The following is a 25,496-nucleotide window of genomic DNA, read 5'->3' as shown; positions in this document are numbered from 1 at the left end:
TAAGAGATTCTAGTTTTTGCCTTTGTTCGGTATTCAAAAGCACTTTATCACTACGACCTCTTCCCACCAGCTTACCCCCATTTTTGTCCTTTACTATTGCAACATTTTAGCCAATACACGCTACTACGAGTGCTACGAGTGCGATCGCTCATTGTGTTGTTGTAAACAAGGCGATCGCTGTGACGATAAAATCAACACATGGATATTGTTTACCGCTTACAAGGTGTCGAATTTGAGTGGGATAGCAATAGAGCCGCTAAGCAACATCGAAAAACATGGTGTTACCTTTGAAGAAGCGACAGAGGTTTTCTTTGATCCCTTCTACCAAACTAGCGATGCCAACCCTATCAATGCTACAAGCAGCGAACAACGCGCTTTTCTCATTGGGTATTCGCTTGAACAACGCCTGTTGCTTGTAGTCTATGTAGAACGTGGATTACGAACCCGCATCATTTCTGCTCGTCTTGCTACTCGTAAAGAGAGAAAACTTTATGAACAATCCTGAAGAGGAAATTATATTACAACTGCATCCACGGCCACAAGAAACAGTATCTTTGGATATCCCCAAAGATACTTTAGAATCGTTGAAGAAAATAGCCGACAGTCGAGATATGTCTTGTGAGGCATTACTGAAATTTTATATTGGGCAAGGTTTACGTCAAGATTTAGCTAAGTTATTTTCTCACCGCGTACTAGTGGTCTATCGCAAAAGTTTTGAGAGGTGAATCAGTTTTAAATTTCTCTTCTTTACCTCTTAACTTTGCGCTCTTTGCGTCCTTTGCGGTTCGTTTTCTTAACCTTGCAAAATTAATGCGATAAACCACTAGTAGTCTGTCAATAAATAATTGATGGATAAATTTCCTGTAGAGACGGCGATTTATCGCGTCTCTCTAACCGTCAAAATGAATTTGACAGACCACTAGAGGCTAAGCTGATGTGCAGCTAAATTGTATAACACCAAAACGCAAAATTATTGTAGTGCGGGCATCTTGCCCGCTTCCAATATACAAATTAAATACGCAACAGCTTACTGCTCAAGTTCTGGCAAAACATATTCAATCAGAAGCAGAAATTTCAGATATTCTACAAGAAATTCGCTCCCAAACTAATTGTTAGTGCAATACATTTAACTCATCAATAAATTTAGTCAGTGCAATGCCTGGGTTAGGTATTATCATCGCCTGATCTTGTAGCAATTGTCTTATTTTCCCTCACCAATTAACATAAATCCCGCCCAATCTCTAGGATTTGGATACTTTTCCTTAGTTTTCAACATCGCTTGGCGTAAGGCTTTAGCTTTGTCCTGCGTCTGACTCAACTGATTGTAAAATTCAGTCATGAAAGCGGTGTTGGGGACTTGGGGTGATGACCACAAGGGCATAATTACACTGGGTACACCAGCCGAAATCAGCGATAAAGATAAACTGTTAATGCCATCGCTGCTAATTTGACTCTTATCTGTTTCTGTGGCACTGATGACAAATAGTGTTGTTTTTAACTTTAAGTCTAGTATTTCTGCGGCACTCAGCACACCATTATCGCCATCACCTGGAGCAAGAGCGATCGCACCTGGGATACCTTGCCGCTTTATCCCATCTATTATCCCATAAGTTCCCAGATGAACTGTCTTAGCTTTGTTTAATTGTTGTAAAACAGTCTTCTTTGTTGCAAGATTTGCAATCAAAGGTTTAGTCTTGAGCAATTCGGCAACTTCTAAGGCTTCTTGTTCTGCATTTACAAGGGTTGGTAAAGGTTGCGGCGGTTGTCCAATGAAGAGCGCAATTCTCGGCATACTAGGATTGCCTACTACTAGCGCATTATCTCTGGAAAAACCCCGCTGTTGTTTATGAGTTAAAGCTAACACTTGAATAGCCGGAACTGTGACTATTGTGTGTTTTTCTATTAGATATTTGCCATAGATATCAACCAAGGCTGGAAAGGGAACTAAAGAAAGTTCTTGTTGGGGAATGAATATGAGACGACTAGCAGTTTCTTTTGGCAGCAAATCAGCAATTGGTTTAATTAGTAACTGGTGAAGTTGCAATAATGGCTTGATTTCAATGTTCGTTTTTGCCGCTTCAGTCTTACCTTTGATTCCAATAAATTTGCCAATACTAGCAACAACATCGGCTAAAGAAGAAACAGGATAGATTGTACGTTGAGATTTGATATCAATGCGGCGGAATTTTACGTCGCCTGATGGTTGCACAACCCAAACATACAGCCCTTCATCAGGAATAATCGAATACTCAATTAATGTGGCATTTTGCTGTTTAGCAATTTGGCGAATTTGGGCGATTGTGGGAGGATTGATTTCGCGAGGAGCAGTTTTGGCAGCAGCCCATACTGGTTCAGAAGACAAGCGCATTCCTAGTAGCTGGGCAATAGACCAAGATTTACCACGTTCTGCCATTTCTAGGGCGGCTTCCGGTTGATTTTGGGCAATCAAAAGTTGTTGCCAAATTTGATAAGTAGCGGCTTGCCCTTGAGTATAATTAATACTGTTGCTTCCTACTTTTGACCGGATTTTTTCCCAAACATTTGTAGCATTAAGCAGTGTTTTTTCAGCTTCCACCAGTTTGCGAGCTTTCAGCAGAGTTAATCCGATATGATTAAATGCTGTTCCTATCTGTAATTGTTCACCTTGGTTGCGAGCGATCGCTAACTGCTGTTTATATACTTCCAGGGCTTGTTCATATTCTCCACTCTGACGATAAGTGTCTCCCAAATTGCTCAGAGACTTCATTTCTCCCAGGGAGTCTTTGATATTTCTTGTTGCTAACAACTGCTGCTGATATATTTCTATCGCTAGCTGATATTGTCCTTGTGTTTTGTATACTGCTGCTAGTTGGCTAAGTAAATCAGCAACCCTTACTGCGTCTTTATTTTGCTGGGCGATGCCTGCGGCGGGCGTAGCCATCGCCAATTGCTGCTGATACAGTTCAATTAACTGTGGATATTTTCCCTGGGACTGGTAAACCTCTACCAGTTTGTCCAAGGAATTATCTATTGCAGCAATATCATGATTTTTTTGAGCGATCGCTAACTGCTGCTGATAAAGTTCAATTGCTTGAGGAAATTGTCCGTGGGATTCGTAAGCTAACCCGATGTTGCCTAAAAAAGCAGCTTCTCCTTGAGGAGTACCAATTTCTTTTCTAATTTTTTGGGCTAAATCGTGTAGTATTTTTGCTTGTTTAGTATCTCCTTGATAGATATAAGTATTACTCAGGTCGTCTAAAGCTTGAGCTTCCCCTTCGCGATCGCCAAGCATCTGCAAAAGGGTTCTCTGCTGTTGATAATGCTTAATTGTTCGCCCGTACTGCCCTAAAGTAAAGTAGATTTCCCCCAAAATTCCTAAAGTATTAGCTTCTCCAACAGCATTATTTTTCTGCTGATAAAGCTGCAATGCCTCCTGCAAAGACTCTAAAGCCGCTGCAAATTGAGCAGTCTGATGCTGCCTAATTCCTAACCGTAGCAGTAAATCGGCTCGATATAGACGATTATCTACAGCTTGAGCCAAACCAACTGGTGATAAAAAAAGTGCTGCTAAATGCAATGAAATTAAAGAATGTAAAAGAAATAAAATGAAAATATATTTTTTCTTATTAACTGATAAAATTTGCATAATTTTTGGAGATAGTCATAACCTCTTCCCTCTGCCTTTGTGAATAACAGGCTGGGGATGAAGTTAATTTCCCTTTCATGAGGCTACCTTGTCAATTAGCTAAAAGTTGGGTTTTTGCATTAAAAGGGAACAGGGAACAGGCAACAGCTAAACGTAAGGTTCGTTCAGCGCACCCTAGTTTTGGTTAACATAGAAATTCCACTGACATTGCTTAGAAAGTATGCCCAAGACTTGGAATATTAAGATAGATAACTATATTCAAGCCAACCCCAACTGCATCATCGCCACCGCCCATGTAGACAGCTTCCCGACAGACCTCCCCCTAGAACCGAACATCCGGGAACCCAACCGCAAAAGCGCGACCTACAGACAAATCTTCGACTCACTGACCACCGAACCTGCAAAATTCTTCTCCCGTCACAGTGGAGTCGTCCTGTCAGCTAATATTGTTAAACCAAGCAAAACCTCACTCGAACTAGAAGTAAAAGAAGCCAGCGAGGGGGGAAGCGACGGCATTATCAATGGGGGACATACAGTTTTAGCATTTGAGCAAGCTAAAAATTATAAATATTACCTAACTCTTGCCAGAGTAAAAGTTACGATTCACATCGGACTGACTGAAGAATCAGCCCTAGACATAGCCCTAGCTTCAAATACTACAACGCCAGTAGATTCTCGCTCCAAAGTCAACGCCAGAGGTGACTACAAATTTCTCAAGCAGTATTTAGCTGACTTAGAACAGAAAGAAGATAGAAAATTCCGCATTGCCTATTACCAAAACCAAAGCGGCGCTCCCAGAAACGCCCAGTGTAATGTAACCCATTTGCTCAAGCTCCTTTACTGCCTCGACAGAAATAAATATAATCCCGACGGCAATAAACGAACCAAACACCCAGCAGGGATGAGTCTTCCCTCTAACATCACAGATGCAGAAACCGAAAGATTAACCGCTTTACTGCCTCTGCTTTCTCAGGCTTTGTGGATAGAGCAAAGATTGTACGAAATAATCCAAGAACATATCAGCAGCCCCAGAAGAAAGGGTAGTAACGATTTAGCTTCAATAGATATACGTAAAACTACGTTATTGCCTGATAGCAAATACTCTTTCGGGTTTGGTGCGCCAACCGACTTGGCACTACCGATAATTGCGTCCTATCGGGTATTTTTGGATAAGGACTATAAATGGATTCTGCCGTTTGACGAATTTGCTGAAAATTTTCTCCAACACCTGTGGAATAACTATTTCCGCAAATACTTGGTGTCAGAGAAAACAGCAGGGAATACAGTCGGCACAAAAATTAGCCGCAATCAAGACATTTGGGAAAGTTTGTATATCTCGGCGCAAAGTTATCTAAACCAGCATTTGATGAAAATTGTTAATTCTAGTAAGCAAGAAGAAGCGAAGGTGACACAAGGTACAAAAGAGCGTTTGCAAGCAGGTAAGAAATAAGCTTCTTTAGCTACTTTCATGGATGCTTATAAAAAGATATATCAGCGTCCCACTATATTTAGATTCCACCCAATCCGGGAAAAAATTTACTCCAAATATTTTGTTCTTTTGACGCTGATTCTTCTGAGCCTAAAACATTCTCCAGCCCTCGCTGATTACTCTGAATCTCTCGCATATTAAAAGAATGAATCGTCTGGGCTAACTCTGGATTTTCTTCTAAAAATTCGGCTTCAAGCTCTAACTCCTGCTGCAACAATTGGGCGTTTCGACGCAAGAACATCTGCTGATTATGTCGCTGTCTGATAAGGGATTCAGTCAGGTGTAATTGTTCTTCAAAACTCAAATCATCGTATTCGTTATACATTTTATTCAACTCCAATTAATCCAAAGTATTCTGCCGAAAGCTCCATCAAGTATTTGAGAGCTAAACAATCGCCGTAGTTAGTGTATATTTGAGCAATAGTTTTGAAAATTTCTAATATATTATCAGGCGTTACTTCAGTGAAACGAGAAGCTAAACTAAATGCTGAGTTTTCCGAATGTGGCTCTAGCGGCGTTGCGTCAGCCCACACTATTAAACCTCGGCTGTCTAATTCTGCTAAAGAAATAGCATTAACCGCATCAAGAACAGAATTAGGCGCATACTTGAGCAACAGTTTAATCATAGAATGATTCCTCCATAAAGTAATTGATATCCTAGTCGTAGCCTGGTAATAAATTCCTCAGTATTACGATTGCCCCAAACGGGATTACTAGGATTCTTAATCCAGTTAGTCGGACTATGACAAATCTCATCATGACAACGGTAGCACGTAGGAAATGTTGATACTCCAATAACGTCATTCCCATAGTAAGCGTGATGGATCTCTTCACTCTTCTTGGTCAGACAGACTACACAATAATTGTGAGTTTTTCGGTGAGCGATCGCGACTTGTTTCCTGTACTCTTTGGAATTACCATATCGAGCATTCCAGTTCAATTGTCCACCAAAATTCTTTTGGTGGACGGGTAAAGGGAAAGGGGGAATAGGTAAAGGTTTTTTTGCCTCTCCCCTTTGCCCTTTCCCCAGCCTATACCCGTTAATGTCTGTATAGTGCGGCATTAATTGTTTGGGTAGCCGAGATTTTCTAGTAATAGAGTTACCCCCCTTTCGTTTAACTCTTGCCCCGTTAATTCATGCCACTTCTGTTTGATTTCTTGGAAATGCGGTCTTCTTCCTAATTCTGTTGCCCATTTTCTAATTTCTTCATACCAGTCAATTTGCTGTTGTGAGGATTGCTGATTATTTTTAGAACTATCAACAGTCTCACGATTCGGTTTGGAATCTTGTTTTTGTTCCAGACCCTTGATATCAAATTCCGGGATTAGGGCAACAAAGGGATTAGACCGAGTGGGAATCACCAAGGCATATCGAACTCCGGCTTTGTCTAGCATTTCGCAAGCCTGTCGCAAGATTTCAAGAATCTCCTTTTTCACATTTACAAAATCCTGGGGATGGTCAAGGATATAATTCGATGTCTGCCCCATAGCAATAAAGCAAACATTTTTCAAGGACGGGCGACTAAATCCGGTTTCTCCAGAGAGCGGGGACTGCCCCATAAACACCCCATGTCCTTTAAGTCCGGCGGTGAATTTAATAATATAGTTCCAAAAACCCTGCAAGTATAAAGGCAGTATCAGCATCAACCATTCCTGGAAGTCCCTTGCCGCCACCAAATACAGAGTCCACCTCGTCTTGGGCAAGAAATAATTCGGGAACGCCCTGACATTCACCACCAACTTTTGCAACCCTGGCTTTTTGTTGGTCAATCATGTCAGTGGCAAAGGTAATCCAATTTCTTAACGCTTTCATACCGTCAAACTTGCGGCTAAATTTGCACAGCCATCTGGTGACATCATCCTTTGGGTCGCTGCCAATCACAATTGCCGGGCTTTGAGATTTTGCAGCAATTTTGTTGATAATCACCCCTGCAAGAGTAGATTTGCCAGACTGGGTGCCGCCAGACAGGTAAAAATGGTGGTTACTGCGAAGGGTCATATCTTGATGTGATGCTGCATCACACAGTTCATCTAACCAAGCACCATCAATCCGAATGTAGTCAGGATAATTTGCTGCGATCACTTGTAAAACCTTCATCGCACCCGGATTAATCACCGACTGCACTGACTCTTCATCAATGTCAGCAATATCGGGATTGGGGATACCAGGACGTGGGGGTAATTGTTGTGCTGGTGGTTCGGGTAATATCACCAAACCTTGCAACTGATATTCAGCAATCCACCGGGGCCTTTCATTAACGGGCAGGCGATTCACATAGTCAGCAACTTGGCGTTTGGCAGTGATCGCTGTAGTCACATAATCATAAACTGCCTTACCCTGCAAGTGTTGTTTAAGTGATTTGAGGTCAGCTTCTTGCAAAGACTTGTACACCTTTTCTTTGCTCTCGCTAATTTGAGCAGATACCCCAAACAGACCGGCACTGAGTGTTCCAGCACCGAGCAACATTCCAGTTGTTACTCGGTCAGTATTTAAGAAAAATGGAGCCATGAGACACATTACTGCACTCGCTCCTAAGCTACATAATATAGTTCGCTCTACATGAATTACGCTACTGGCGGTTAGTCTCTCTAATTCAAATCCCATTAACGCACCCCCAAAGCTACACCAGCTGCAACCAAAGTCAGGAACGCAAACACGAATATCACTCCAGGCATTAGTCCAATGGTAAAAGTTTTGCGGTTGAAACCGAATCCTTTAACGACTAAGCCGGCAAAGTTGAAAAACCCTACTGCCAAACCCAGAATGCAAATCATGCCGATGATCCATACCACGAACTGACTAACTGGGCTGGCAACTGAGAGAAACCCTATAAACATGGATAAGCCAATCCCACAGACGCTATATCCAACATGAGAGAGTTTGAATTGCATAATTTAAGTTAGTCCTTAAAACCTGAAACTCTCTCCCACCTCATCAAATGCTTTCTCGTATCCCCCTAATTGGCGCTGCTGTTCCTGGGAACCGAAAGCATGACGAATCACCGCTTCCCCATGTAAAGCCCTGGTTCGCTGCAAATCCTCCTCAACCTTCATAGCTTCTTGGGAATATGCCAGTTGGGTTTTATACATCTCTGTTAAGGATTGCAACTGCTTGAGCTTGTGGCGGGAAAACTTTGTATGTAGCCACTTCTGTGCTTTCAAAGTGCCAGCCACTTCTGCCTCATCCAATACCTGCTGTGCTGTAGTGTAACTAGGAAGAGTGTAGCGTAAGCGGATTGATGAAGGTAAATTTCCTTCAATAGCGGTTGCATCACCAACTCTTAAATCTGTTGAAACTACACCGTCATTCTTACTACCAAATAAACCTGGAAGCCATTTACCTAACATTACTGTATGTCTCCTGAATTTGCTGAACTTGTTTATCGATGTAACGATAAATACCGTAGATGCCAATGAACGAAAACATCAAAATAGCAAAGGTTGCAACCACCCCTTGAGCCATCATCCCGCGCTGCATTAGCTCCTCAACTCTGTTGGCGTTGTTTGATCGCACAATTGATTCATCAATAAGTTGTTGGAGGATGAGGAATTCTTCTGGTGTCAGGTTTTTTAGTGTCAAGCCGGACAGATTCAACTCGCCGTCCTTCTTCAGGTGAATAAATAATTGTTTTTGACGAGTTTGTTCTTGTTGTTGCTCCATAAAATGCCACGCCCAATACAAGAGTTAATAACAGCAGATTGAGTACTACTGCTAACAAGATGAATTTACTCGGCTGCATCTGCATTGCCAGCAGAGAGATAGAGCGATGCAATCTCCTGACCGAACCGAAAAAAGGCTTCTGGCTCACCCTTATAATCTCTGGCATACTCGGCAATTTCTGCGAGATATTCGTTGGTTACACCATCTAAATCTTCAATAGTTTTTTGCGCTTCTCTATGGGCAAACTCTCTGACTCCCTGGCTAATACCAGTGTTGAAAGCAGAAATCTCTTCTAACTTCTGTTTTGCTTGGTTGGCAAGAGCGATTTTGTAATCGTCCATACCTTCTTGTGCTTTCTTGGTCTTAGCTCTTGGTCTTTTAACCGCTTTTCCATTTTTCCCATTGCTAGTAGCAAGTATAGCGGATTGCCCACGCTCAAGAATTATCTGGTCAGCCAAACTCATAGCATCATCATCACTTAATTCATCCCAATCAAATCCACGCTTTTTTAGCTCTGCTAATAACTCTTCATCTGAGAGGTTGATGTCATTACCTTGTAACAAAGAACGTAAAACTTCCATTATTGACTCCTAGCTACGAATGTTCTGATTTTCAGGAAAACTAAATTTGGTTTGAGAAACTAACTTGACAATCCACTTTTGAATTTCATAACTCGTGTAAACTCTATCTACACTAAAAGGGCATTTTATTTCCTGCCCCCAACGGTAAATAGTTGCTACGGAAGGATTTGGCTTTAATCGTTGGAGGGCAAGCCGTAACTCATCACCTTTACAAACCAACTTAGGAAGATTGTCCAAAAAGAAACGATAGCGATTTACATCAGCGATTCTAATAGCTTTATAAGGATTGCGTTTCCTCAATTCGCCATAAGCTTTGACTTGCGACATGAGAGAGGTATCGTCTTCGTCCTTTATGTTCAAGCGTTTTTTAACTCTTTGCCAAGTCCGGTCACATACCTTTCTGCCAAATGATCTCTGGTACTCCAACCTCAATCTAGATGCCATTTCCTCCTCTTTTGCGACAAACGAGATTTTCTTTCTTAATCGCTTCTATCCCTTGCTCAATAAGGAATAGGACTCGCCGTGAGAACCTTTAATTGGATTTGATGGTAAGAATTTTATTGGTCATAACGCCCAAACCCCTTTGATGCCGTGAAAAATTGGTTAGTTTCGGCGACAGATTCTCATGGCTTGTCGCTTCATACATATAAAAATACCCGCTTTTGTTGGGCGGGTCATTACTTGATTAACTAATAGTTAATAAACAGGAGTTAGGAGTCAGAATTCAGTAATCAGAATGGTATTAGAGGTGGATTCAGTCCTGCACTTTTCTCGTTGACCATACTTCCACCTTGTTTTGTTACCACCAACTTTTCTTATTTTGTGGGTTACTAGAATATCGGTTATTCATCTGTTCTTTGGTTAGAATACCCAACTGACTCCTGACTTCTGACTTTTGACTCCTGTTTCGACAACTAAGCAACAAGATTTCGTTTAAGTTCATAGAGCCGAGCTATTAAAACGAACTTAAGCATATTTCGTGTTCTCTCAGGCATCCGAGGAAATTTGATGCCGGGGCCCCATTTAATCTGCACTGTTTTGAAAGGTACATCGAGTTCTCTTGAAAGAATTGAACAATACTCTTTGAAAGTTCCGCGTTCGCTCTCAAAGCATTCTACTGACTCTAGAGACATTCCAGTATAAGCAGATTTAATTTGTCTACAAAAAGTTAATGGAGATATATCTGGAATGCGCGTTTTTGGTAACATCTATAAATCCTCCAAGGTTTGTTGGGGGTAGTGCTTCGGCATGAGCGATCGCAGTCTTAACGGGATGCGATCGCTTAATAAATTTATCGAAATAGAAATCAGCAATCAGGAGCCAGGAGTCAGAACACAATTCGTGTATTCCGACCGAAAAAACTCATTTTTGACCGCCAGTAAAAAAAACATATTTATTGGTCAACTTTCCCAGTTGTAAGACTGAATTCTCCCTGCTTAATTCTGATTCCTGATCCCTATTGTATTACCATACCGTACCATACAAAAATTTGCATCTATGACGTAAACTACCGTACCATCAGAAAACTAATTGCTTTGCCGAATATGCCGAAACCAGGATTTAAAACCATAACAGTTCCTGATTGGATTATTGAGGAAATTAAGAGACAGCCTGACTATAAAGGAAATCAAGCTGCCACTTTGGGGGCACTTGTTAGGGATGGTGTCGCGGCTCGTGGCGGAGAATTGGAAAACCCAGCAATATTCCTTGCACGAGTACTTAATCACTTACCTAATTGGGAGCGGCGCGAATCCTGGGAGTTGGCGCTGACTATTTTAAGTTGGTTGCAAGAAACAGAGCGCCCTTCTAGTTAGCTTTGATGATATTACAGAGGTTTTCAGTTGTATGATTTTGCTGTTACGCGAACGCGCTACCCCGGAACAACTTGAACTTTTGCTGCAAGAACACAAGTTCTACATTAAAACCGCAGTTGATATCGAACGTCGGGTACTAGTTGGTGGTGGTGATTTGCATTATGACTGCGAACAAGCTCTTTTGGGTGATGGTAGTCGGCAAGAAACTATCTGGGCGGCAAGCTTTATGCCTGTAACTCAAAAGATGATTTTTGAATCAATTGTCAATCTTCGTCCCCCGCAAAATAGATCAATGGAGATATTGGACTCTAATATTAGAGAAAGGGTTGCTCAAATCATTATCGAATTCCTGGGAAATTTATGATCGAATTGACACCGAGACAACAAATTTTTATACAAGATGATGTGCCTACCCGTTTACATCATCTAGCTGCACACCTTGAGCAAATTCAGTCTTTGTGGACTGGGGTATCATCTCAGGAATTGATGCTGACTCTAGTCAAAGAAAGTCGATACTTTATCGAGTGGACTGTACCAGATATGGTGAAAGCAGACGACATTGATAGAGCAGCAGAGTTAGTTGACTTAGGTCGTTTGTTGACTCGATGGCTGTTTAATTGGGAGAATATTTGGTCGGATGCCGAACAAAAGCAATCTGCATCTCTTGAAACTTCATATTGGTTACGTCGGGTTTTGGAAATATCTAGTACTGAACCGGAATCAATGAGTGCCTAAACTCTATGAAGTCTGACGTTGTTTGACTAGCACCGAACGCAAGTACTGCCGACAAGCTGCTTCTCCCCTATAAATCAGAATCCGCAATGCCTGTACTTCCTGGATCGGAGAAATACAAATCTCAGCGATCGCTGGAATTAAATTCTGTTGCGATACCACATAGTCTTTATGGCACTGTTCTAATTCCTGAATTTTGGAGTTTAGCTCCTGTATCTGTCGCAATGCTTTTGTTAAAGATGATTCTTTGTTTTGAGAGCGATTATCTAGAGTGAACATGTCTTTTGAATCATAATTTGGGAAAATTTTTGAACCATAAATCGAGAAAGAGTTAACGCAATTTCAGGCTTTATCACTAATCACAACATAATACTTTGAATCAAATCATGAGATAGAGTTAAAATTCTGAAGCATAATTAAAGAATGAGTTAAAAAAACACAAATAGACAAAACTTGGACAAAAAATCTCTGAAAAAATTATCCACTTATAAACTTTCAATTCAAAATATGGTTCAAAATTCCAAGATATGCTTCACTTAAAACCATGCCTCTGTAGTTTTGTATTGCGTCCTGAAAGCCTAAAACTACCTCCTGACAAAGAGAAACACTCTTTCCGTAGATGAAAAACTCTCATGACAGACGACGAATTTGATTATTGGTGTAAGCAACAGCAACTAACGGCGCAAACACTCTTACTAATCGCCGCAATTCGGGCTGCTCCACCCTCACGGAGAGTACAAGGACGCGCCAAGAACGTTAGTGGAGTTTATCCTAGTCGCAAAATGGGTCAGACCATTCAATTTGAGAGCCACACAGTAGAACTGTGGGCGATTTATCAAATGGAACACGACCCACAGGTGTTAGAGTTCTACGACCAACCACCGCCATTTAAAATTCAGTACCAAAACCAAAACGGACGAAAAATAGGTCATTACCATACCCCAGACTTCTTCGTACTGCGGACGACAGGTGCAGCTTGGGAAGAATGGAAAACCGAAATCGAATTAAAACGATTAGCCCAAAAATACCCTTCACGCTACCAAAAAACTGAAACTGGTCATTGGCATTGCCCACCAGGAGAAGCTTACGCCGAATCTTATGGACTCAAATACCATGTTCGCACCGATACCGAACTAAATCCCATATTCACCCAGAACCTAATGTTTTTAGAAGACTACTTTAGGTTCACCGCCAATGTCCCCCTTTCCATTACAGAACAAATACTGTCTTCAGTTCAAGCCAGTCCAGGAACAACCATAGCCGCCACACTTGCAACCATTCCCGGAGTGCGTGCTAACGATATTTACGCCATGATTGCCACAGAGCAACTCTACGTGGACTTGTATGCAGTTCCCCTAGTGGAACATTGGCGAGTTCAGCTATGGGCAGATGAGCAAACTCATACTGCTCATACACATTTAGCGATAGGGACAACTGGGGATTATCGAAAAATCACCTCACCCACAACACTCTTGCCTAACACCTTATTAGTCTGGGACTCACAACTTTGGACTTTAGCTAACTTGGGCGAGACTACAACCACACTGCTACCCGAAGTTGGGCAACCAATGCAATTGCCCACAGCATTTTTTCTGCAATTATTCGACAGTAGCACTATCAACATTCTCACCTCAGAAAAACAAACAACCATCAATGAGGGAGTGCGTGAATTGATGGATGCCGCCTCGCCTGCGGATCTACAAAGAGCCAATCGCAGATTTCATCTAGTACAATTTTTTAACCGGGAAGGGAAGCGACCAAATGCACCTCAAACTTACCCAGTTTAAGGAGTATGCAGTTTTACATCCCCAGTTAGAACGAGTAGATATGTTGTTGATGCGTGCGATTCGAGAACCCGCCGGATTTGCTCATGTGTTGGTGTATGGGCCAAGCGGTGTGGGTAAAACAACGATGATTCGCCAGATTGCTAAACGGTTAAATGAGAATGTACCCGAACCGTTACCCGGTGTTTCCAATTCCTTGAGCTATCGTAACGGCACTCAGCCCCCGATGCCATTATTGCTGTTAGAAACACGACCATCTGACGGTGGGGTGTTTAATCGGGCAGATTATTACCGCACTGCACTAAAACTTTTGGGAGAACCATTCTATGGCGAAAATAGAAGGTTCGTGTCACCAGGTGCAGCCTTGTAAAGTTTTGTAAAAATGACCCATTTTTTTGGCTTAATTGATAAGAAATACAAATGATAACTTTGCCTAGTTTGTCTCCTTCTAGGCAAAGTACAATGAAAATATAGACCTCAGCATGAGGACTTGACCCATGCTATCTATCACTATCCAACATCCATTTTCGGCAAAGATATTTTCTCAAAATACTCCCCCGTCCAAAAAATCATCTCAGAGGGAAAGAGAATATCTGCGGCCATCAGAAGTCAACGCCATGATTGGTGCCGCTCAAAAAGTAGGTCGTCATGGTGTTAGAGATGGAGCAATCATTTTATTGATGTTTCGTCACGGACTAAGAACTGCCGAATTAGTGGCTTTGAAATGGTCGCAAATAGATTTAGTAGGAGGTTATATAGAGATACATCGTGTCAAAAATGGTCATGACAGCATACATCCTCTACGTTCTCCCGAATTGAGAGCTTTGCGTCAAATTCAAAGAGATTACCCTGATACGAGTTACGTTTTCGTATCCGAACGCAAAGCACCTCTATCAACCCGTTCAATCCGTCATATCATAGCCAGAGCTGGAGAAATTGGTCAAATCGCTTTTCCTGTTCATCCTCACCAACTACCTGAAAGCTTGTGGACACTATTTAGCTGCCATTCGGTCATGATACCAGAGCAATTCAAGACTATTTAGGACATAAGAATATACACCACACAGTTCGTTATACTCAAATGTCACCTCAAAGATTTGAAAAGTTCTGGAGAGATTAAGCAACCAGTTGTTGTGTCAAACCAGCAATTCTCTCGTTGAGATCAAGCTTAAATGTACCATAAGGATTTACATGACTGAAAATCAAAGGAGTAATTGCTCTTTTATCGACTTCAGTTAACTTTTGCTGCCAATGCTTCTGCTCCAGTACACTCTGAATCATCAAAGTATTCACATAGACCAAACATATCTGCAAAAGGTGCAAAGATAAAACCGATAACTCCTGACTTTCCAAGCGATTAGAAGCAAACTCTCCACCCTTACCGTAGAAGATAAAATCATTAACCCCATTCCATCTTTCCACTACATTTAATCCTTCATTAACTTCTCGCCGGACTTCTCCTGAGTCAAGGTACTGACACAAGAAAATCGTTTTTATCACCCGACCTAATTCCAATAATGCAAGATAAGTCGGATGTTTAAAGGGATTTTTGCTAAAACGTTTGAGAATTGACTCTGTTTCAGCCGTTCCCAACTTTAAAGCAGTAGTAAACTTCACCATCTGGTCATACTGTTGACGAATCAAATCCCAGTTGATTGGACGAGTCAGAATCGGTTGTAGATTAGGGTAAGCATCACTTTGTCCAACGTGAGGACGATATAACTTTTGTACCTTAATCCGCTTCAATCTGGGCATTAACTGAAATCCCAATACGTGAGTAAAGGCAAACGCCACTTCACTTTGACCATGACTATCAACATAGTTTTTCTGCACATTCATATTAGTACAGTGACGTAAAACTCCTTCAATCATGGCTGCTACCTCACTACTAGAACAAGTTTTGAGTTGGGAATAGATACAGGTAGATTTCTTCTCGACGTGCCAATAAATCATGACTAATAATCGCTTTTGTAGTGTTTCTCTGTCTATAATCTCTCTTGTACCCATACTGGTGAAATTATGGGTAAAATCTACTCTTAAATCCGTTTCCTTAAGAATGTCTAAGAGATTGGTATGCTCCCAAATTCGGTTAATTTCTCCCTTGAGTTGTTTAAGATTAATGGGTTCAGGTGCAGGGTCTATAGGGCTTAGTCTAATAAGACTTTGACCTTTCTTCCCGATAATAGTAACATCTTGGTTCTTAGGCATTCCTTTATCTAATTTTTCTAGCCCCTGTACCATTTGTTCTTGTAAGTTCGAGATAAAAGTTTCTACATCTAATGGAAGGGTTAAAGCCTGATAGTAGACTTGACGGTGTTGTTCAAAATCAGTAGGTAAATCATGATCTGGATTACCATAACGAGATGCTCCTACTACCCAAATTTCTTTACAACTAAGTCTTTCTCTCAGAGCTTGTAAAACGCTAATTTCGTAGTTAATTCGGTTGATTCTATCTTTGTCATCAGAATCTTTTTCTAAGAGAATTTCTTTCCAACCACTTTTAAGAACTCCATCAATCGCGACTTTGTTTCTGACTAATTCTAATTCCGTTGGCAGAAGTGTCCAGTTTTCAATTAGTTCTTCTGTATCCCAATTTGGCTTGACCATTCATCTTCTTCCCATCGTTTGAAAGCCTGAGTATTTCTCAAGCGAGTGTATGAGAAAAGATTGTTCCACTATGAGAAATTAATCAACCACACATATTTTAGGCTATTTGTCAAACGTTTAAAAAAATATATATTTAGAAAAATTATGAATTAGGGGCAAAAAGGGGGCTAAGAGAGAAAAGTTATTCAGAGGCTAGAATCCATATATATCAATTGTTCTAGCCACAGGCTGCACCTGATGACACGAACCTTCTATTTTCGCCTCTATGAGCGGCGGATGCTGATAGATATTGATGCGGAGCAGACCTGGGAGAAAAAAGGACGCTCCCGGACTAAAACAGCACAGTTTAATGATTCGCCTGAACTGCGTCACGCATTAGAAGAGGTAATGACCAAACGTGGTGTACGAGCAGTGATTTTGGATGAAGCACAGCACTTAATGAAGATTGGGACTGGTGCAAGTGCTGGTAAGCTTTTAGACCAGTTGGATTGGATTAAGTCCATGACCAATGTTACGGGTGTGCTACACATTCTGATTGGGACTTATGAACTGCTCAATTTCCGTAATTTAAGTGGTCAAGCATCTCGGCGAGGACTGGATATCCATTTTCCACGTTATTTGTATCAAAATGAACAAGACCGTCAGGATTTTCAAGCTGCATTATTGGCACTCCTGATGCAAGTACCTCTGAATGTTGATGTCAAAGAGTTGATGCAGCATTGGCTTTACTTTTATGAGCGTTCCATTGGTTGTGTTGGGGTACTCAAGGACTGGCTCATCCGGGCTGTGGCGGCAGCATTGCATGATGGTCACGATCCTTTGAGTTTAGAACGACTGCATGAACATACGCTCACACTAGCCCAATGTGAACGCATGGCAACCCGTGTAATACTTGGTAAAAGGTTATTCTTTACTATCTCTTCCAAATAATCCGCTCGGCTACACCCGAAGCATTCAGCCGCTATATCCAATGCCTTCCACGTTTCATCGGTCAATCTCAAAGAGCGTACTTGACGGTAATCATCATCTTTGAGTGCAAACTTCCCCTGAATATCCCGTTTCCGCATAAAATTTTCCATGTAATACACTGTTAGTCTACCCCTATCCGTGTATTACATGGGAGATTATTCTACTTGAATTCTAATTTTTGAAGCATAAAATAGTTAACTCTTTTTGAAGCATATCTTGAGCTAAAAGTTTATTTTATGATTCAAATCACAGCAGCCAACTCATAGCGCTCGGTCATCGCAACTCTTGGAGACGCTGCGCGTAGCTTGCTTCCCCGCAGGGGTACGCTACAACTGGCTAGTAATGTACTAGAAAACACTTAGTAAATGTGCGATGGCGTACCTGCCGGCTCTCTTGCGATCACAATAAAGCGTAAGCAAAAAGCTCCTTAATCGTGTAATCTACTTGGCATTGAGCCGAAACCCTTGTGATTTCCTGTAAGATGGTCTGAAAAACCTTATCCTGTCTGCCTTTGAGAATTCGCTACATCAGAGTCAAAAAAGCCTCTATTTACAACGAAAAATCAAGCTTTTTAAACTCATATTGCAGGAAGTTACAAACATCTCGGCTTGATACCTACTAAACTTTTGCTACAACTCCCTGATTTGGCAACTCGAAGGAAGCCGCCGTAATGACAGGTGCATTTGGATTGGACACGGTAATTTCAGTAGGTTGAGACTGAGGCAGCAGTCGGTAGTCAGTACGCCAGCGTTCGCGGTTGAGATCGCAGCGAACATAACCGCGCAGTCTACCATTGAAATATTTCACCCACGGGTTTTGTGGCAATGCTGCTTCTACGTCGAATGTCCAAGGACAGCTTGAACTGATCGAAGTACCAACAAACTCAGTTGCTACTGTTTGTGAGTTGGGGTTGTCGAAGTTAGCCTTCAGGTCATTAACCCAGCTAGAATGCCAGTCACCAGTAATGACTACGGGGTTTGAGGGGCGGCGTTGCTGGATGAAACCGAGAATGCGATTGCGAGAGGCAACATAACCGTCCCACTGGTCAAGGTTAAAGACTTTTTCAGCTCCGGTATTGTAGTCAAACTGAGCCATGATAGTCTGTTGGGCAATGACGTTCCAGCGTGCGCCAGAGCGATCTAGTCCCTCAAACAGCCACCGCTCTTGCTCTGAACCAGTCATTGTGGCAGTTGGGTCAGTAGCCTCAGCGCATCGTGGCTTACGCCCGTCACCACAGGGTTGATTGGTACGGTACTGGCGGGTATCTAAGACATTGAATTCAACGAGGTCGCCAAAAGTCAACCGTCGGTAGAGCTGCAAATCAAGACCTCTAGGCTTTGAGAAGTCCCGCAGTGGCATGTGTTCGTAGTATGCCTGAAAAGCAGCAGCACGACGGGCAAGGAACACCGAACGTGATTGTACTTCGGGGTCTTGAGGAATTTCGTCTGCCCAGTTATTGTCAACTTCGTGGTCGTCCCAAGTGACTAGCCAAGGAAATGCAGCATGAGTTGCTTGTAGGTGTGGATCAGTCTTGTACAGAGCGTGGCGGTTACGGTACTCCTGCAAGGTAAATGGTTCACCATTGCCATCGTGCGATCGCAGCGCAGTTGTACTCGGTGGGCCTTCATAAATATAATCACCGAGATGAACCACTAAGTCCAAATCCTCTTGAGCCATATTTTTGTAGGCTGCATAATAACCGCTTTGCCAGTTTTGACAGGAAGCAAAGGCAAAGCGGAAGCGATTAACGCGATCGCGCGGGTTAGGAGCAGTGCGAGTCCGCCCGATTGGACTAACTTCGTTGCCTACCCTAAACTGATACCAGTACCATTGTGCAGATTGTAATCCTTGCACTTCTACATGAACAGAGTGTCCAAATTCTGGAGTAGCCATCTGTGTACCACTGCGGACAATTTGCCGCATCTTTTCGTCGGTAGCAACCTGCCACTGCACTGGAACATTATATTGTGGCATTCCACCACCATTGAGCGGATCGGGGGCTAAACGTGTCCACAGCACTACATTATCTGGAAGTGGTTCACCGGAAGCAACACCCAGACTAAAGGGATAATTAGAGAATCGGGGTTGGGCGAGAACTTTGTTAGACCATTGATTGGCGATCGCAAAACCAGTTAAGGCTCCAGTCCCAATCAAAACTTGTCGCCGTCTCAAGCGAGTTGATAGCAAGCGCTCGAAGTTGAAGTTCTGCATATACTCCCCTGATTGTCGCGTTTGAATCACAGCAAAGTGTAACAGCGTAACTTTAATCCCTCTTTGCAATCAGGTTAAGCGTTGATTATTCCAACACAACTCTAATTGTTTTACCTGAACTAATAGTGCTTTAATAACTTGGGTTGGGGCGTTTTATAATTTAGGCTATTTTTTCATCAATATCCTTATCCAATAAGGGTTTCAGAAATCCCGTGCATTTGCCTTGTTGTCTACAGTATCTACAAATGTAGACGTTAGGGAGAAAGTTTCCTCGCTTGAATCATGCTGCTTTAACTGTGACCTTGAAGAGCGCTGTCTCCAAACGACTGGTAAATTCAACAGGAGCGATCGCCCACTTTCCAAGAGAACTAATCCCCCCAAACTGCCATAAATTCTTCCCACTCCTCGTCTGTCTCTGGTGCTTTGTCTTTGGTCAGTCCCACTATTGGCGCTAGCTTTCTGGCTTGGTCTAAGCTCTCGCCAAGCTCTATCAACTGATGTTCTAGGTTGGGGTCGTAGCCTTGGGCCAGTAGCTGGGCATACTCGGTATCGGTCAATCCCAGGTTGTGGATGTTGGTCATGGGGTTGGGGAGCGATCGCAGTTCTTGTTATTTTAAACTCCCCATCCTGGATTTTCACAGATGATATTGCGAGTAGAAATTTCTTCAAACTGGCCAGAGTTGCGATTAGAGCGCCAAGCTTTTTTAATCTGTTTTCAGTATTCAGCATCTTGATACTTAGCAATTTTCCCACCAACACCCTACCCCATCACTGCACTAGCCCACATCAGCAGAACTTTCGTCAGTAAGAGAGAAAATCGATTAGCTACGCTTTGCTTTAAGAGCGATCCCTACTTTCTCATCCCCAAATTTCCTTACTCGCTATGTCTGATATTCTAATTGGAAACATATTTAGCCCTGCGTTCCTCCCTTCTTCGTTTTTTATAGTTATTAACCTGATATTTAAGCGACATGAACGGGTAAATATCTCCTGCTAAGTGAAAACCTATAGACCCAATAAGTCCTACATCTGAATAAAGCAATGTTACAGTGAAAATATAAAAAATAATATGCGTAATAATATGTAGTCTTCCTTGATAGATATGATTCCCAATAGTTACAAATAAACCCAGAGAAATTGCCCAGTAATAATTATTTATATATATGCTTAATTGATGTACTAGTACTCCACGAAATATCAACTCTTCTGTTATTGGATTTAATATACATACAGCAATCAAAAATAAAATTCTCTGAAGCTTTTGTCGTGGTATAAGCCTTACAAAAACGAGATAAGCATCATTTTCTACAATCTGGTTGACTCTCAAAAGATTTAAAATTTTATTTACAATTAACACAAATATATAATAGCAAATTAAGCCAATTATTAAGGAAAATACTGGTAATATTTCAAATTTTAAACCAACTGATGGTGCATCCCATCCTAGAATATAAGTTATGCAAAAAAAGGAAATTAACGAAATTTGATTCCATAAAATATAAAAGCCAAAACCAGATTTTGGTTTTTCTACTTTTCGTTGCTTTTTAATTAATTTTCTTTGAGCTATGCTGCTATACAAATACACCATACTTAAGAAAAGTACAAAGAATAGAACACAATTACTAAATGGAGGTAATTCAGTTTTCACGATTATCTTTTAGTGGGTTCAAGCAAGTTTAAATCCATCACGGCAACCATGTCTTTCGCATAACGAGTTGTAAGCCTTAGCATCTGCTCAAAGTCGCAGATATGTGTCGATGATGCGGTAGTACTTGGGGCTGCCTTGGAATAAGGAGTAGGTCATTTTGCTAAGTTAATTAATTTTTGATTACTCGTCTTCATCTGTCACATTACTGTATGCGGAATCATCCACAGCCAATACAGGCTTGGCCATAGCAGCTTCAATTTTGGTAAGTATCATCAATATAGGAGCATGATTATGAATCCGATAAATCCTCCTAAAAACGTCATTAAATGTTTGCATACTATTTTATTTGATACTTTCAAAACCGATAGGGCAGCTAAAATTACCTTGTTTAAAAATAGGTCGGGGAGGGTAAGCTAAAGTCTGTTTTTCGGAGCGGCACATTATTGAAATAGTAGTTTTATTTTTTTGCTCGTAAGCAACTGCACCTATCAGGCTGTTGAAGCCTTGTTTGGTCAGTCCTAATTGAAATACATCAGTTGGGAATTCTTTTATCGGAGTTGCATATATAAATGACTTATCCTTACTCATGTCTACGGTATAGCGATAGCGGCTTGTAGCTGTTGGTGCATTTCCATCTCCAAGCTCTAACAACCTATACGATTGAGCAAAAGCTGATTTCTCCGAGAAATATGCTTGTTGTGCCTTAATAAATCTTCCAACTGTAGCTTTACTGCTATCACCACAGCCACAGCTTGGTGGAACTCGAATGAACATAATCGGAATCCCAAGTAATAATCCTCCAGTTCCAATAATTAACAAGATTTTTTTAAAGATATTGTTGCTATGGTTACTTGGCTTATTTACATCAGACATATACAACTTTAAAATTAATAGTGCATATTTCATAAATAGCCGCATTCTACCCTTCATGGGGATAGTATTACTACCGAGTTAAACTGTTTCAGGCAAAACGATAAAAATTTTTTATCTTCATCGGCATGATTGAACAGATATATATTTAAGGATGTTTAAGGTTTTGCAGTCAGCGCAATAGTTTTACTAGAGTTTCAATTGTATTTTTCTACAAGTTGTTGAAAGGATAGTAAACTTTGTTGATGGCGTTCACCTGCTATCCAAGTAAAATCATCATGTCCTGCTTGTGCTATCCAAAGAGACATTTTAGATTCTAGTGCAGCTTCAAAAAGTGCTTGACCGTGTTTAAAAGTAATTTTTTGGTCAGCTTGTTCGAGAAAAAGTAGCGCCTTAGTATCCCCGCTCTCATAAGTTGCTTGCTGCTTTGCAACCTGACTTTTCACGGTATCTGGAAAACGACATTTTGAGCTTTTCTCAAACCCAATTTCAAGATAAGCTGATTATACTTGAGTATTTAAACAGGTGAAGACAGTATGCTGGCTGGTGCTGCCTTAAGAAAAACAAGCGAGGGTTGGGAATTTGCCTCTGAAGCTGCACTAGAAGATTTTATTTGGAATAACCTACAGCAGCTATTAGGTTTTACCCCTCTGGAACGGCAATATGCTGCTAAAGGTGAGTTTTGCGATATCTTAGCTTTAAATGAAAGTAAGCAGTTAGTAATCCTAGAACTTAAAAACGCTGAGGATAGATACGTTATTCAGCAGTTAACCCGCTATTATGACAATTTGTTAGACGAACAACCTTTTACTCAACAAATAGACTACGGCCAACCAGTTAAACTGATAGCCGCTGCACCCTCGTTTCACAGGCATAATCTAATTGATTGCAAGTATAATCTGCTCAAAATCGATTTATTGCAGATTCAGGTATTAAAAGATAATCAAAAGTTCCAGTTGTGTTTACAAGATATTAATACTAATCAAACTTGGTCAATTCCTATTCCTTATGAAGAACTCAGTTTTAGCAGCACATCCCAAAATACTCCAGAAATACCTCAATTGCTCTTAGATTGGCTTGGCGCTTGTTCGGCAGAGAAACAGCAAGCAATTCTCAAGCTTCGAGAGAAAATTTTGACCTTTGATGAGCGAATCAAGGAAGAAATTGAGGGGAGAAATACTATCAGGTATGGTAAAGGTAAATCTAAACCTGTAGCTGAAATTTGCTATCAAAGAACATCTCATAAACCAATTGTATTTCTGTGGTTGTCGACTCCTACATCATGTTGGTTTGGGCAAAAAGAAGTCATTGGCAGGTTACGCCTATGGATAGATGGTGAAACAGTTACTGATATAGGTCATGTCCCCGAAGGCTTTGGAAGAATGAGGCTTCAGATTGAATGGGACGCTATGCCACGAGAGAAACGACCTAAAAATATGTTTCATAGCGGTTCTTACAAATCATTTACACCAGTACCAATTCCTCAAGGTTACAATAACGTTTCTAATACTCTAGAGTCTCTGGCAGATTTAGCACTAACAAAGTGGCTTGCTAGAATTTGATATCTTACATTTCATTTGCCTCATAATCCCTTCAGATTGTCCTTGATTTTGTACAATTGCTCCCAAAGTGGCATTGACCGCACGTAAATAGTCAGATGGCGATAGCAGAAGCAGCATTCCTCGTATTCCACCAGAAACAGTGATCTGCTCAAATAGAGTTGCTGTTTCATCAAGGTAAACAGGATAGTATTTTTTACTGGCTAAAGCTGTCACACCGCCACGGATGTATCCTGTTAGTGGCTGTACTTCCTTGAGAGCAACTGTCTCAACTTTGCGGTTTCCTGAAATCCGCGCCAAGGCTTTTAAGTCCAACTGAGCATTTCCCGGTACAACAGCAAAACAGATACCTGTTGTGTCACCTCTGACTACTAAAGTTTTAAAAACTTGCTCTGGGGGAAGTCCCACTTTGTGCGCTGTACTCTCAGCTGCCAAATCATCAGGATCTACTTCATAGCTGAGGATTTGGTATGCAATACCTAGTTTATCCAGTAGTCGAGCAGCATTGGTTTTCATTCAAGTCCAGATATCATTATTCTTGCTCCCAATCCTCAATCACCAGTCCACTAACGCGACTGAATTCTCTGGTGTTGTGCGTAACTAATGTCAAGTTATTCACTAGCGCAATCGCTGCAATCTGTAAATCATAAGGCCCAATTGGTGTACCAAGCGTCCCTAACTCTGCCCGAATTGTGCCAAAAATCCGAGCCGCCCGATCATCAAAAGGCAAAGATACAAAATTATTTAAGAATGCTTCTTGTAATGTCAAAGTACGTGTGGGATTATTACTTCGCATTGCACCATAGAATAGTTCGGCTTTTACTACCGAACAAACAACAATATCTGCTGTGATAGCGATTCTAACCTCTGCCTCACAGCAGACATAGGACGATTCAGATAAACAATGCAAGCATTGGTATCTAACAAATATCTCACTCTAATCGCTCCCTAGTGTCATACTCACCTTGGGGATATCTTTGAATTGGGTCATCTGCTAATGATCCAGCTGTTTGTTCAAAAAATCCGGCTGGCCATCCCAATTCTTCGGGTGTTTTTGGGGGCGCTGATGGTTCTAGCTGTTGATATATTACTGTTACTTCTATTTCTTTGTCTGTTATCCCCGTGGGGATACTAAGGTGTAAAATGCCGTCAGCCCCAACATGAGAACATAACTTAATACTTTGCATTACTGTTTTCTCCTATTCTTTGGTTTATCGAGAATTGGGTAGTACCTCATCTATGATGCCGTATTCTTTCTCAATAAAAACCAACAGCTTCTCTTCCACAGCCGTCAAATACAGTCGCTTCAACTCTCCCAAGTGCTTTAAGACAGCATGGGCAGCCTCTTCCAAGTTTTCATTTTCCCATAGCCTATGAATGCGATCGCTTCCGGTGGAGAGAAACAGCACCATCGCAAAGGAGCTGCATCTGCTGACATTCCGATGAATAAGCCAATTCCTGAGTAAATTATCTAGCCAAATCGACGCAGGTGTTAAACTCGCTATAAAAAAAGCTATTGAAAGACACCGCTGTTTAGTAGAATTTATTAGCATTTGGCAAAATGGCCAAGTTGTGAGATTGACCGCAGAACAAATTCCTCCTCTCAACTTAGATGAGTAAACTATTTTCCCTCATTCCAGATCAAATCCGAGATAAATTACCACTGACGGAAGATAAAAAACAACTACTTCAACAGCAAACCATTACTCAAGATATCCCAGGAACAATTCTGCGGGATTTTCAAACTATTTTAGAACTTCTCCAACCCAACGGCGTTGAAGTTAGTAGCACTTATCACCAATTGTCCCTTAAATATCTACAACAACTTAACTCACAATTGAGTTATCCCATAGATATTAACCTCAAACGTCCTGTACAAAAATCCTATCCTTATATTCACGGTCTTTATTTCCTTCTCCGCGCCTCTGGACTGTCTCAAGTTATTA

The 25,496-nt window shown here is 41.3% G+C and carries 32 protein-coding genes and 4 pseudogenes; 12 read left to right on the top strand and 24 right to left on the bottom strand.

All coding sequences use genetic code 11. The features are described 5' to 3' along the window. Positions 1-16: 16 nt before the first annotated feature. Entirely contained in the window at positions 17-505 is a 489-nt protein-coding gene (locus tag LC653_RS36535) for a BrnT family toxin (RefSeq protein ID WP_229499956.1), read from the top strand. Further along, on the top strand, positions 492-725 hold the full coding sequence (locus tag LC653_RS36530) for a hypothetical protein (protein WP_229499953.1): 234 nt from the start codon (positions 492-494) through the stop codon (positions 723-725). Before LC653_RS36535 ends, LC653_RS36530 begins: the two co-directional genes overlap by 14 nt. Before the next feature lie 476 nt (positions 726-1,201). Here LC653_RS36530 and LC653_RS36525 read toward each other — a convergent pair whose 3' ends face one another. Further along, positions 1,202-3,625, bottom strand: coding sequence for a CHAT domain-containing protein (locus LC653_RS36525; protein WP_229499951.1), 2,424 nt, complete (start codon positions 3,623-3,625; stop codon positions 1,202-1,204). Positions 3,626-3,845: 220 nt separating this feature from the next. On the opposite strand from LC653_RS36525, the gene LC653_RS36520 reads away from it, so the two are divergent. Then, positions 3,846-5,075, top strand: coding sequence for an AIPR family protein (locus tag LC653_RS36520; protein WP_229499948.1), 1,230 nt, complete (start codon positions 3,846-3,848; stop codon positions 5,073-5,075). A gap of 58 nt (positions 5,076-5,133) precedes the next feature. Here the strand turns inward: LC653_RS36520 and LC653_RS36515 are convergent, their stop codons facing one another. From LC653_RS36515 to LC653_RS36465, 11 genes are all read right to left on the bottom strand, one after another. Further along, positions 5,134-5,439: a hypothetical protein gene (locus LC653_RS36515; RefSeq protein WP_229499946.1), complete on the bottom strand. Its 306-nt coding sequence runs from the start codon at positions 5,437-5,439 to the stop codon at positions 5,134-5,136. Between the two features lies 1 nt (position 5,440). Then, positions 5,441-5,740 (bottom strand): hypothetical protein, encoded by a 300-nt coding sequence (locus tag LC653_RS36510; RefSeq protein ID WP_229499928.1) that lies wholly within the window; start codon positions 5,738-5,740, stop codon positions 5,441-5,443. Then, on the bottom strand, positions 5,737-6,177 hold the full coding sequence (locus LC653_RS36505) for a hypothetical protein (protein ID WP_229499926.1): 441 nt from the start codon (positions 6,175-6,177) through the stop codon (positions 5,737-5,739). Before LC653_RS36505 ends, LC653_RS36510 begins: the two co-directional genes overlap by 4 nt. Continuing rightward, positions 6,177-6,758: a hypothetical protein gene (locus LC653_RS36500; protein ID WP_229499924.1), complete on the bottom strand. Its 582-nt coding sequence runs from the start codon at positions 6,756-6,758 to the stop codon at positions 6,177-6,179. Before LC653_RS36500 ends, LC653_RS36505 begins: the two co-directional genes overlap by 1 nt. Next, a complete protein-coding gene (locus LC653_RS36495; protein WP_229499922.1) occupies positions 6,709-7,719 on the bottom strand; it encodes an ATP-binding protein in 1,011 nt (336 codons plus the stop codon). The genes LC653_RS36500 and LC653_RS36495 overlap by 50 nt, the downstream gene beginning before the upstream one ends. Next, the gene (locus LC653_RS36490; protein ID WP_229499919.1) at positions 7,719-8,006 is read right to left on the bottom strand and encodes a prominin family protein; all 288 of its coding nucleotides are present in this window, start codon (positions 8,004-8,006) and stop codon (positions 7,719-7,721) included. Before LC653_RS36490 ends, LC653_RS36495 begins: the two co-directional genes overlap by 1 nt. 15 nt (positions 8,007-8,021) lie before the next feature. Next, positions 8,022-8,462: a hypothetical protein gene (locus tag LC653_RS36485; RefSeq protein WP_229499918.1), complete on the bottom strand. Its 441-nt coding sequence runs from the start codon at positions 8,460-8,462 to the stop codon at positions 8,022-8,024. Then, entirely contained in the window at positions 8,452-8,775 is a 324-nt protein-coding gene (locus LC653_RS36480) for a hypothetical protein (protein ID WP_229499915.1), read from the bottom strand. The genes LC653_RS36485 and LC653_RS36480 overlap by 11 nt, the downstream gene beginning before the upstream one ends. A gap of 65 nt (positions 8,776-8,840) precedes the next feature. Beyond that, on the bottom strand, positions 8,841-9,356 hold the full coding sequence (locus LC653_RS36475; protein ID WP_229499913.1) for a hypothetical protein: 516 nt from the start codon (positions 9,354-9,356) through the stop codon (positions 8,841-8,843). Positions 9,357-9,365: 9 nt separating this feature from the next. After that, positions 9,366-9,800 (bottom strand): hypothetical protein, encoded by a 435-nt coding sequence (locus LC653_RS36470; RefSeq protein ID WP_229499911.1) that lies wholly within the window; start codon positions 9,798-9,800, stop codon positions 9,366-9,368. Between the two features lie 714 nt (positions 9,801-10,514). Beyond that, positions 10,515-10,694, bottom strand: a complete 180-nt coding sequence (locus tag LC653_RS36465) for a hypothetical protein (RefSeq protein WP_229499908.1) — start codon at positions 10,692-10,694, stop codon at positions 10,515-10,517. A 206-nt stretch (positions 10,695-10,900) separates the two neighbouring features. Between LC653_RS36465 and LC653_RS36460 the strand changes: the two genes are divergently transcribed. Genes LC653_RS36460 through LC653_RS36450 form a run of 3 tightly spaced genes read left to right on the top strand, consistent with a single transcriptional unit; the run spans position 10,901 to position 11,905 of the window. Then, positions 10,901-11,170 (top strand): hypothetical protein, encoded by a 270-nt coding sequence (locus LC653_RS36460; RefSeq protein ID WP_229499906.1) that lies wholly within the window; start codon positions 10,901-10,903, stop codon positions 11,168-11,170. Positions 11,171-11,201: 31 nt separating this feature from the next. Next, positions 11,202-11,534, top strand: a complete 333-nt coding sequence (locus LC653_RS36455) for a DUF5674 family protein (RefSeq protein WP_229499903.1) — start codon at positions 11,202-11,204, stop codon at positions 11,532-11,534. Continuing rightward, positions 11,531-11,905 carry a hypothetical protein gene (locus LC653_RS36450; RefSeq protein ID WP_229499901.1) on the top strand — a complete coding sequence of 125 codons (375 nt, stop codon included), beginning with the start codon at positions 11,531-11,533 and terminating at the stop codon, positions 11,903-11,905. The genes LC653_RS36455 and LC653_RS36450 overlap by 4 nt, the downstream gene beginning before the upstream one ends. A 3-nt stretch (positions 11,906-11,908) precedes the next feature. Here LC653_RS36450 and LC653_RS36445 read toward each other — a convergent pair whose 3' ends face one another. Next, entirely contained in the window at positions 11,909-12,181 is a 273-nt protein-coding gene (locus tag LC653_RS36445; protein WP_229499898.1) for a hypothetical protein, read from the bottom strand. Positions 12,182-12,534: 353 nt separating this feature from the next. Here LC653_RS36445 and LC653_RS36440 point away from each other — a divergent pair, with 353 nt between their 5' ends. The 3 genes from LC653_RS36440 (at position 12,535) to LC653_RS36430 (ending at position 14,729) form a co-directional block, all read left to right on the top strand. Further along, positions 12,535-13,689, top strand: a complete 1,155-nt coding sequence (locus LC653_RS36440) for a TnsA endonuclease N-terminal domain-containing protein (protein WP_229499896.1) — start codon at positions 12,535-12,537, stop codon at positions 13,687-13,689. Next, the gene (locus LC653_RS36435) at positions 13,664-14,056 is read left to right on the top strand and encodes an AAA family ATPase (RefSeq protein WP_229499895.1); all 393 of its coding nucleotides are present in this window, start codon (positions 13,664-13,666) and stop codon (positions 14,054-14,056) included. Before LC653_RS36440 ends, LC653_RS36435 begins: the two co-directional genes overlap by 26 nt. A 127-nt stretch (positions 14,057-14,183) precedes the next feature. Beyond that, positions 14,184-14,729: a tyrosine-type recombinase/integrase gene (locus LC653_RS36430; RefSeq protein WP_308189201.1), complete on the top strand. Its 546-nt coding sequence runs from the start codon at positions 14,184-14,186 to the stop codon at positions 14,727-14,729. Between the two features lie 73 nt (positions 14,730-14,802). Here LC653_RS36430 and LC653_RS36425 read toward each other — a convergent pair. Beyond that, positions 14,803-16,137 (bottom strand): annotated as a pseudogene (locus LC653_RS36425) (Tn3 family transposase); the annotation flags it as partial. 393 nt (positions 16,138-16,530) lie between these two features. Here LC653_RS36425 and LC653_RS36420 point away from each other — a divergent pair. Then, positions 16,531-17,223, top strand: a complete 693-nt coding sequence (locus LC653_RS36420) for an AAA family ATPase (protein WP_308189200.1) — start codon at positions 16,531-16,533, stop codon at positions 17,221-17,223. Here the strand turns inward: LC653_RS36420 and LC653_RS36415 are convergent. The 6 genes and pseudogenes from LC653_RS36415 to LC653_RS36390 form a co-directional block, all read right to left on the bottom strand. Next, positions 17,175-17,360 (bottom strand): annotated as a pseudogene (locus LC653_RS36415) (hypothetical protein); the annotation flags it as partial. The gene LC653_RS36420 and the pseudogene LC653_RS36415 overlap by 49 nt on opposite strands. 520 nt (positions 17,361-17,880) lie before the next feature. Then, complete coding sequence (locus LC653_RS36410; RefSeq protein ID WP_229499892.1) at positions 17,881-19,473, bottom strand: alkaline phosphatase D family protein; 1,593 nt, start codon at positions 19,471-19,473, stop codon at positions 17,881-17,883. A gap of 201 nt (positions 19,474-19,674) precedes the next feature. Next, complete coding sequence (locus tag LC653_RS36405; RefSeq protein WP_229499890.1) at positions 19,675-20,202, bottom strand: hypothetical protein; 528 nt, start codon at positions 20,200-20,202, stop codon at positions 19,675-19,677. Positions 20,203-20,368: 166 nt separating this feature from the next. Further along, positions 20,369-21,121 (bottom strand): CPBP family intramembrane glutamic endopeptidase, encoded by a 753-nt coding sequence (locus tag LC653_RS36400; protein ID WP_229499887.1) that lies wholly within the window; start codon positions 21,119-21,121, stop codon positions 20,369-20,371. A 342-nt stretch (positions 21,122-21,463) separates the two neighbouring features. Beyond that, positions 21,464-22,027 (bottom strand): type IV pilin-like G/H family protein, encoded by a 564-nt coding sequence (locus LC653_RS36395; protein WP_229499885.1) that lies wholly within the window; start codon positions 22,025-22,027, stop codon positions 21,464-21,466. Positions 22,028-22,188: 161 nt separating this feature from the next. Beyond that, positions 22,189-22,437: a hypothetical protein gene (locus LC653_RS36390; RefSeq protein ID WP_229499883.1), complete on the bottom strand. Its 249-nt coding sequence runs from the start codon at positions 22,435-22,437 to the stop codon at positions 22,189-22,191. Positions 22,438-22,527: 90 nt separating this feature from the next. Between LC653_RS36390 and LC653_RS36385 the strand changes: the two genes are divergently transcribed. Continuing rightward, a complete protein-coding gene (locus LC653_RS36385; RefSeq protein WP_229499881.1) occupies positions 22,528-23,553 on the top strand; it encodes an endonuclease NucS domain-containing protein in 1,026 nt (341 codons plus the stop codon). Here LC653_RS36385 and ybaK read toward each other — a convergent pair. The 4 genes and pseudogenes from ybaK to LC653_RS36365 all read right to left on the bottom strand — a co-directional run bounded on the left by ybaK (position 23,527) and on the right by LC653_RS36365 (position 24,962). Then, on the bottom strand, positions 23,527-24,066 hold the full coding sequence (ybaK, locus tag LC653_RS36380; protein WP_229499878.1) for a Cys-tRNA(Pro) deacylase: 540 nt from the start codon (positions 24,064-24,066) through the stop codon (positions 23,527-23,529). The genes LC653_RS36385 and ybaK overlap by 27 nt on opposite strands. 16 nt (positions 24,067-24,082) lie before the next feature. Then, positions 24,083-24,486: pseudogene (gene vapC, locus LC653_RS36375) on the bottom strand (type II toxin-antitoxin system tRNA(fMet)-specific endonuclease VapC). After that, positions 24,483-24,737, bottom strand: a complete 255-nt coding sequence (locus tag LC653_RS36370) for a hypothetical protein (RefSeq protein ID WP_229499875.1) — start codon at positions 24,735-24,737, stop codon at positions 24,483-24,485. The pseudogene vapC and the gene LC653_RS36370 overlap by 4 nt, the downstream one beginning before the upstream one ends. 24 nt (positions 24,738-24,761) lie before the next feature. Further along, complete coding sequence (locus tag LC653_RS36365; RefSeq protein WP_229499873.1) at positions 24,762-24,962, bottom strand: hypothetical protein; 201 nt, start codon at positions 24,960-24,962, stop codon at positions 24,762-24,764. Between the two features lie 200 nt (positions 24,963-25,162). On the opposite strand from LC653_RS36365, the pseudogene LC653_RS36360 reads away from it, so the two are divergent. Continuing rightward, positions 25,163-25,496 (top strand): annotated as a pseudogene (locus LC653_RS36360) (plasmid pRiA4b ORF-3 family protein); the annotation flags it as partial.

The organism is Nostoc mirabile CHAB5784 (assembly GCF_020829645.1).
Classification (GTDB): domain Bacteria; phylum Cyanobacteriota; class Cyanobacteriia; order Cyanobacteriales; family Nostocaceae; genus Nostoc; species Nostoc mirabile.
This window is presented reverse-complemented; position numbering and strand designations above follow the sequence as displayed.

Excerpts from the sequence above, each read along its gene's own strand:
- LC653_RS36530 (WP_229499953.1), top strand. The coding sequence starts at position 492 with ATGAACAATCCTGAAGAGGAAATTATATTACAACTGCATCCACGGCCA.
- LC653_RS36525 (WP_229499951.1), bottom strand. The coding sequence starts at position 3,625 with ATGCAAATTTTATCAGTTAATAAGAAAAAATATATTTTCATTTTATTT.
- LC653_RS36520 (WP_229499948.1), top strand. The coding sequence starts at position 3,846 with ATGCCCAAGACTTGGAATATTAAGATAGATAACTATATTCAAGCCAAC.
- LC653_RS36515 (WP_229499946.1), bottom strand. The coding sequence starts at position 5,439 with ATGTATAACGAATACGATGATTTGAGTTTTGAAGAACAATTACACCTG.
- LC653_RS36510 (WP_229499928.1), bottom strand. The coding sequence starts at position 5,740 with ATGATTAAACTGTTGCTCAAGTATGCGCCTAATTCTGTTCTTGATGCG.
- LC653_RS36505 (WP_229499926.1), bottom strand. The coding sequence starts at position 6,177 with ATGCCGCACTATACAGACATTAACGGGTATAGGCTGGGGAAAGGGCAA.
- LC653_RS36500 (WP_229499924.1), bottom strand. The coding sequence starts at position 6,758 with ATGCTGATACTGCCTTTATACTTGCAGGGTTTTTGGAACTATATTATT.
- LC653_RS36495 (WP_229499922.1), bottom strand. The coding sequence starts at position 7,719 with ATGGGATTTGAATTAGAGAGACTAACCGCCAGTAGCGTAATTCATGTA.
- LC653_RS36490 (WP_229499919.1), bottom strand. The coding sequence starts at position 8,006 with ATGCAATTCAAACTCTCTCATGTTGGATATAGCGTCTGTGGGATTGGC.
- LC653_RS36485 (WP_229499918.1), bottom strand. The coding sequence starts at position 8,462 with ATGTTAGGTAAATGGCTTCCAGGTTTATTTGGTAGTAAGAATGACGGT.
- LC653_RS36480 (WP_229499915.1), bottom strand. The coding sequence starts at position 8,775 with ATGGAGCAACAACAAGAACAAACTCGTCAAAAACAATTATTTATTCAC.
- LC653_RS36475 (WP_229499913.1), bottom strand. The coding sequence starts at position 9,356 with ATGGAAGTTTTACGTTCTTTGTTACAAGGTAATGACATCAACCTCTCA.
- LC653_RS36470 (WP_229499911.1), bottom strand. The coding sequence starts at position 9,800 with ATGGCATCTAGATTGAGGTTGGAGTACCAGAGATCATTTGGCAGAAAG.
- LC653_RS36460 (WP_229499906.1), top strand. The coding sequence starts at position 10,901 with ATGCCGAAACCAGGATTTAAAACCATAACAGTTCCTGATTGGATTATT.
- LC653_RS36455 (WP_229499903.1), top strand. The coding sequence starts at position 11,202 with ATGATTTTGCTGTTACGCGAACGCGCTACCCCGGAACAACTTGAACTT.
- LC653_RS36450 (WP_229499901.1), top strand. The coding sequence starts at position 11,531 with ATGATCGAATTGACACCGAGACAACAAATTTTTATACAAGATGATGTG.
- LC653_RS36445 (WP_229499898.1), bottom strand. The coding sequence starts at position 12,181 with ATGTTCACTCTAGATAATCGCTCTCAAAACAAAGAATCATCTTTAACA.
- LC653_RS36440 (WP_229499896.1), top strand. The coding sequence starts at position 12,535 with ATGACAGACGACGAATTTGATTATTGGTGTAAGCAACAGCAACTAACG.
- LC653_RS36435 (WP_229499895.1), top strand. The coding sequence starts at position 13,664 with ATGCACCTCAAACTTACCCAGTTTAAGGAGTATGCAGTTTTACATCCC.
- LC653_RS36430 (WP_308189201.1), top strand. The coding sequence starts at position 14,184 with ATGCTATCTATCACTATCCAACATCCATTTTCGGCAAAGATATTTTCT.
- LC653_RS36420 (WP_308189200.1), top strand. The coding sequence starts at position 16,531 with ATGACACGAACCTTCTATTTTCGCCTCTATGAGCGGCGGATGCTGATA.
- LC653_RS36410 (WP_229499892.1), bottom strand. The coding sequence starts at position 19,473 with ATGCAGAACTTCAACTTCGAGCGCTTGCTATCAACTCGCTTGAGACGG.
- LC653_RS36405 (WP_229499890.1), bottom strand. The coding sequence starts at position 20,202 with ATGCTGAATACTGAAAACAGATTAAAAAAGCTTGGCGCTCTAATCGCA.
- LC653_RS36395 (WP_229499885.1), bottom strand. The coding sequence starts at position 22,027 with ATGAAATATGCACTATTAATTTTAAAGTTGTATATGTCTGATGTAAAT.
- LC653_RS36385 (WP_229499881.1), top strand. The coding sequence starts at position 22,528 with ATGCTGGCTGGTGCTGCCTTAAGAAAAACAAGCGAGGGTTGGGAATTT.
- ybaK (WP_229499878.1), bottom strand. The coding sequence starts at position 24,066 with ATGAAAACCAATGCTGCTCGACTACTGGATAAACTAGGTATTGCATAC.
- LC653_RS36370 (WP_229499875.1), bottom strand. The coding sequence starts at position 24,737 with ATGCAAAGTATTAAGTTATGTTCTCATGTTGGGGCTGACGGCATTTTA.
- LC653_RS36365 (WP_229499873.1), bottom strand. The coding sequence starts at position 24,962 with ATGGTGCTGTTTCTCTCCACCGGAAGCGATCGCATTCATAGGCTATGG.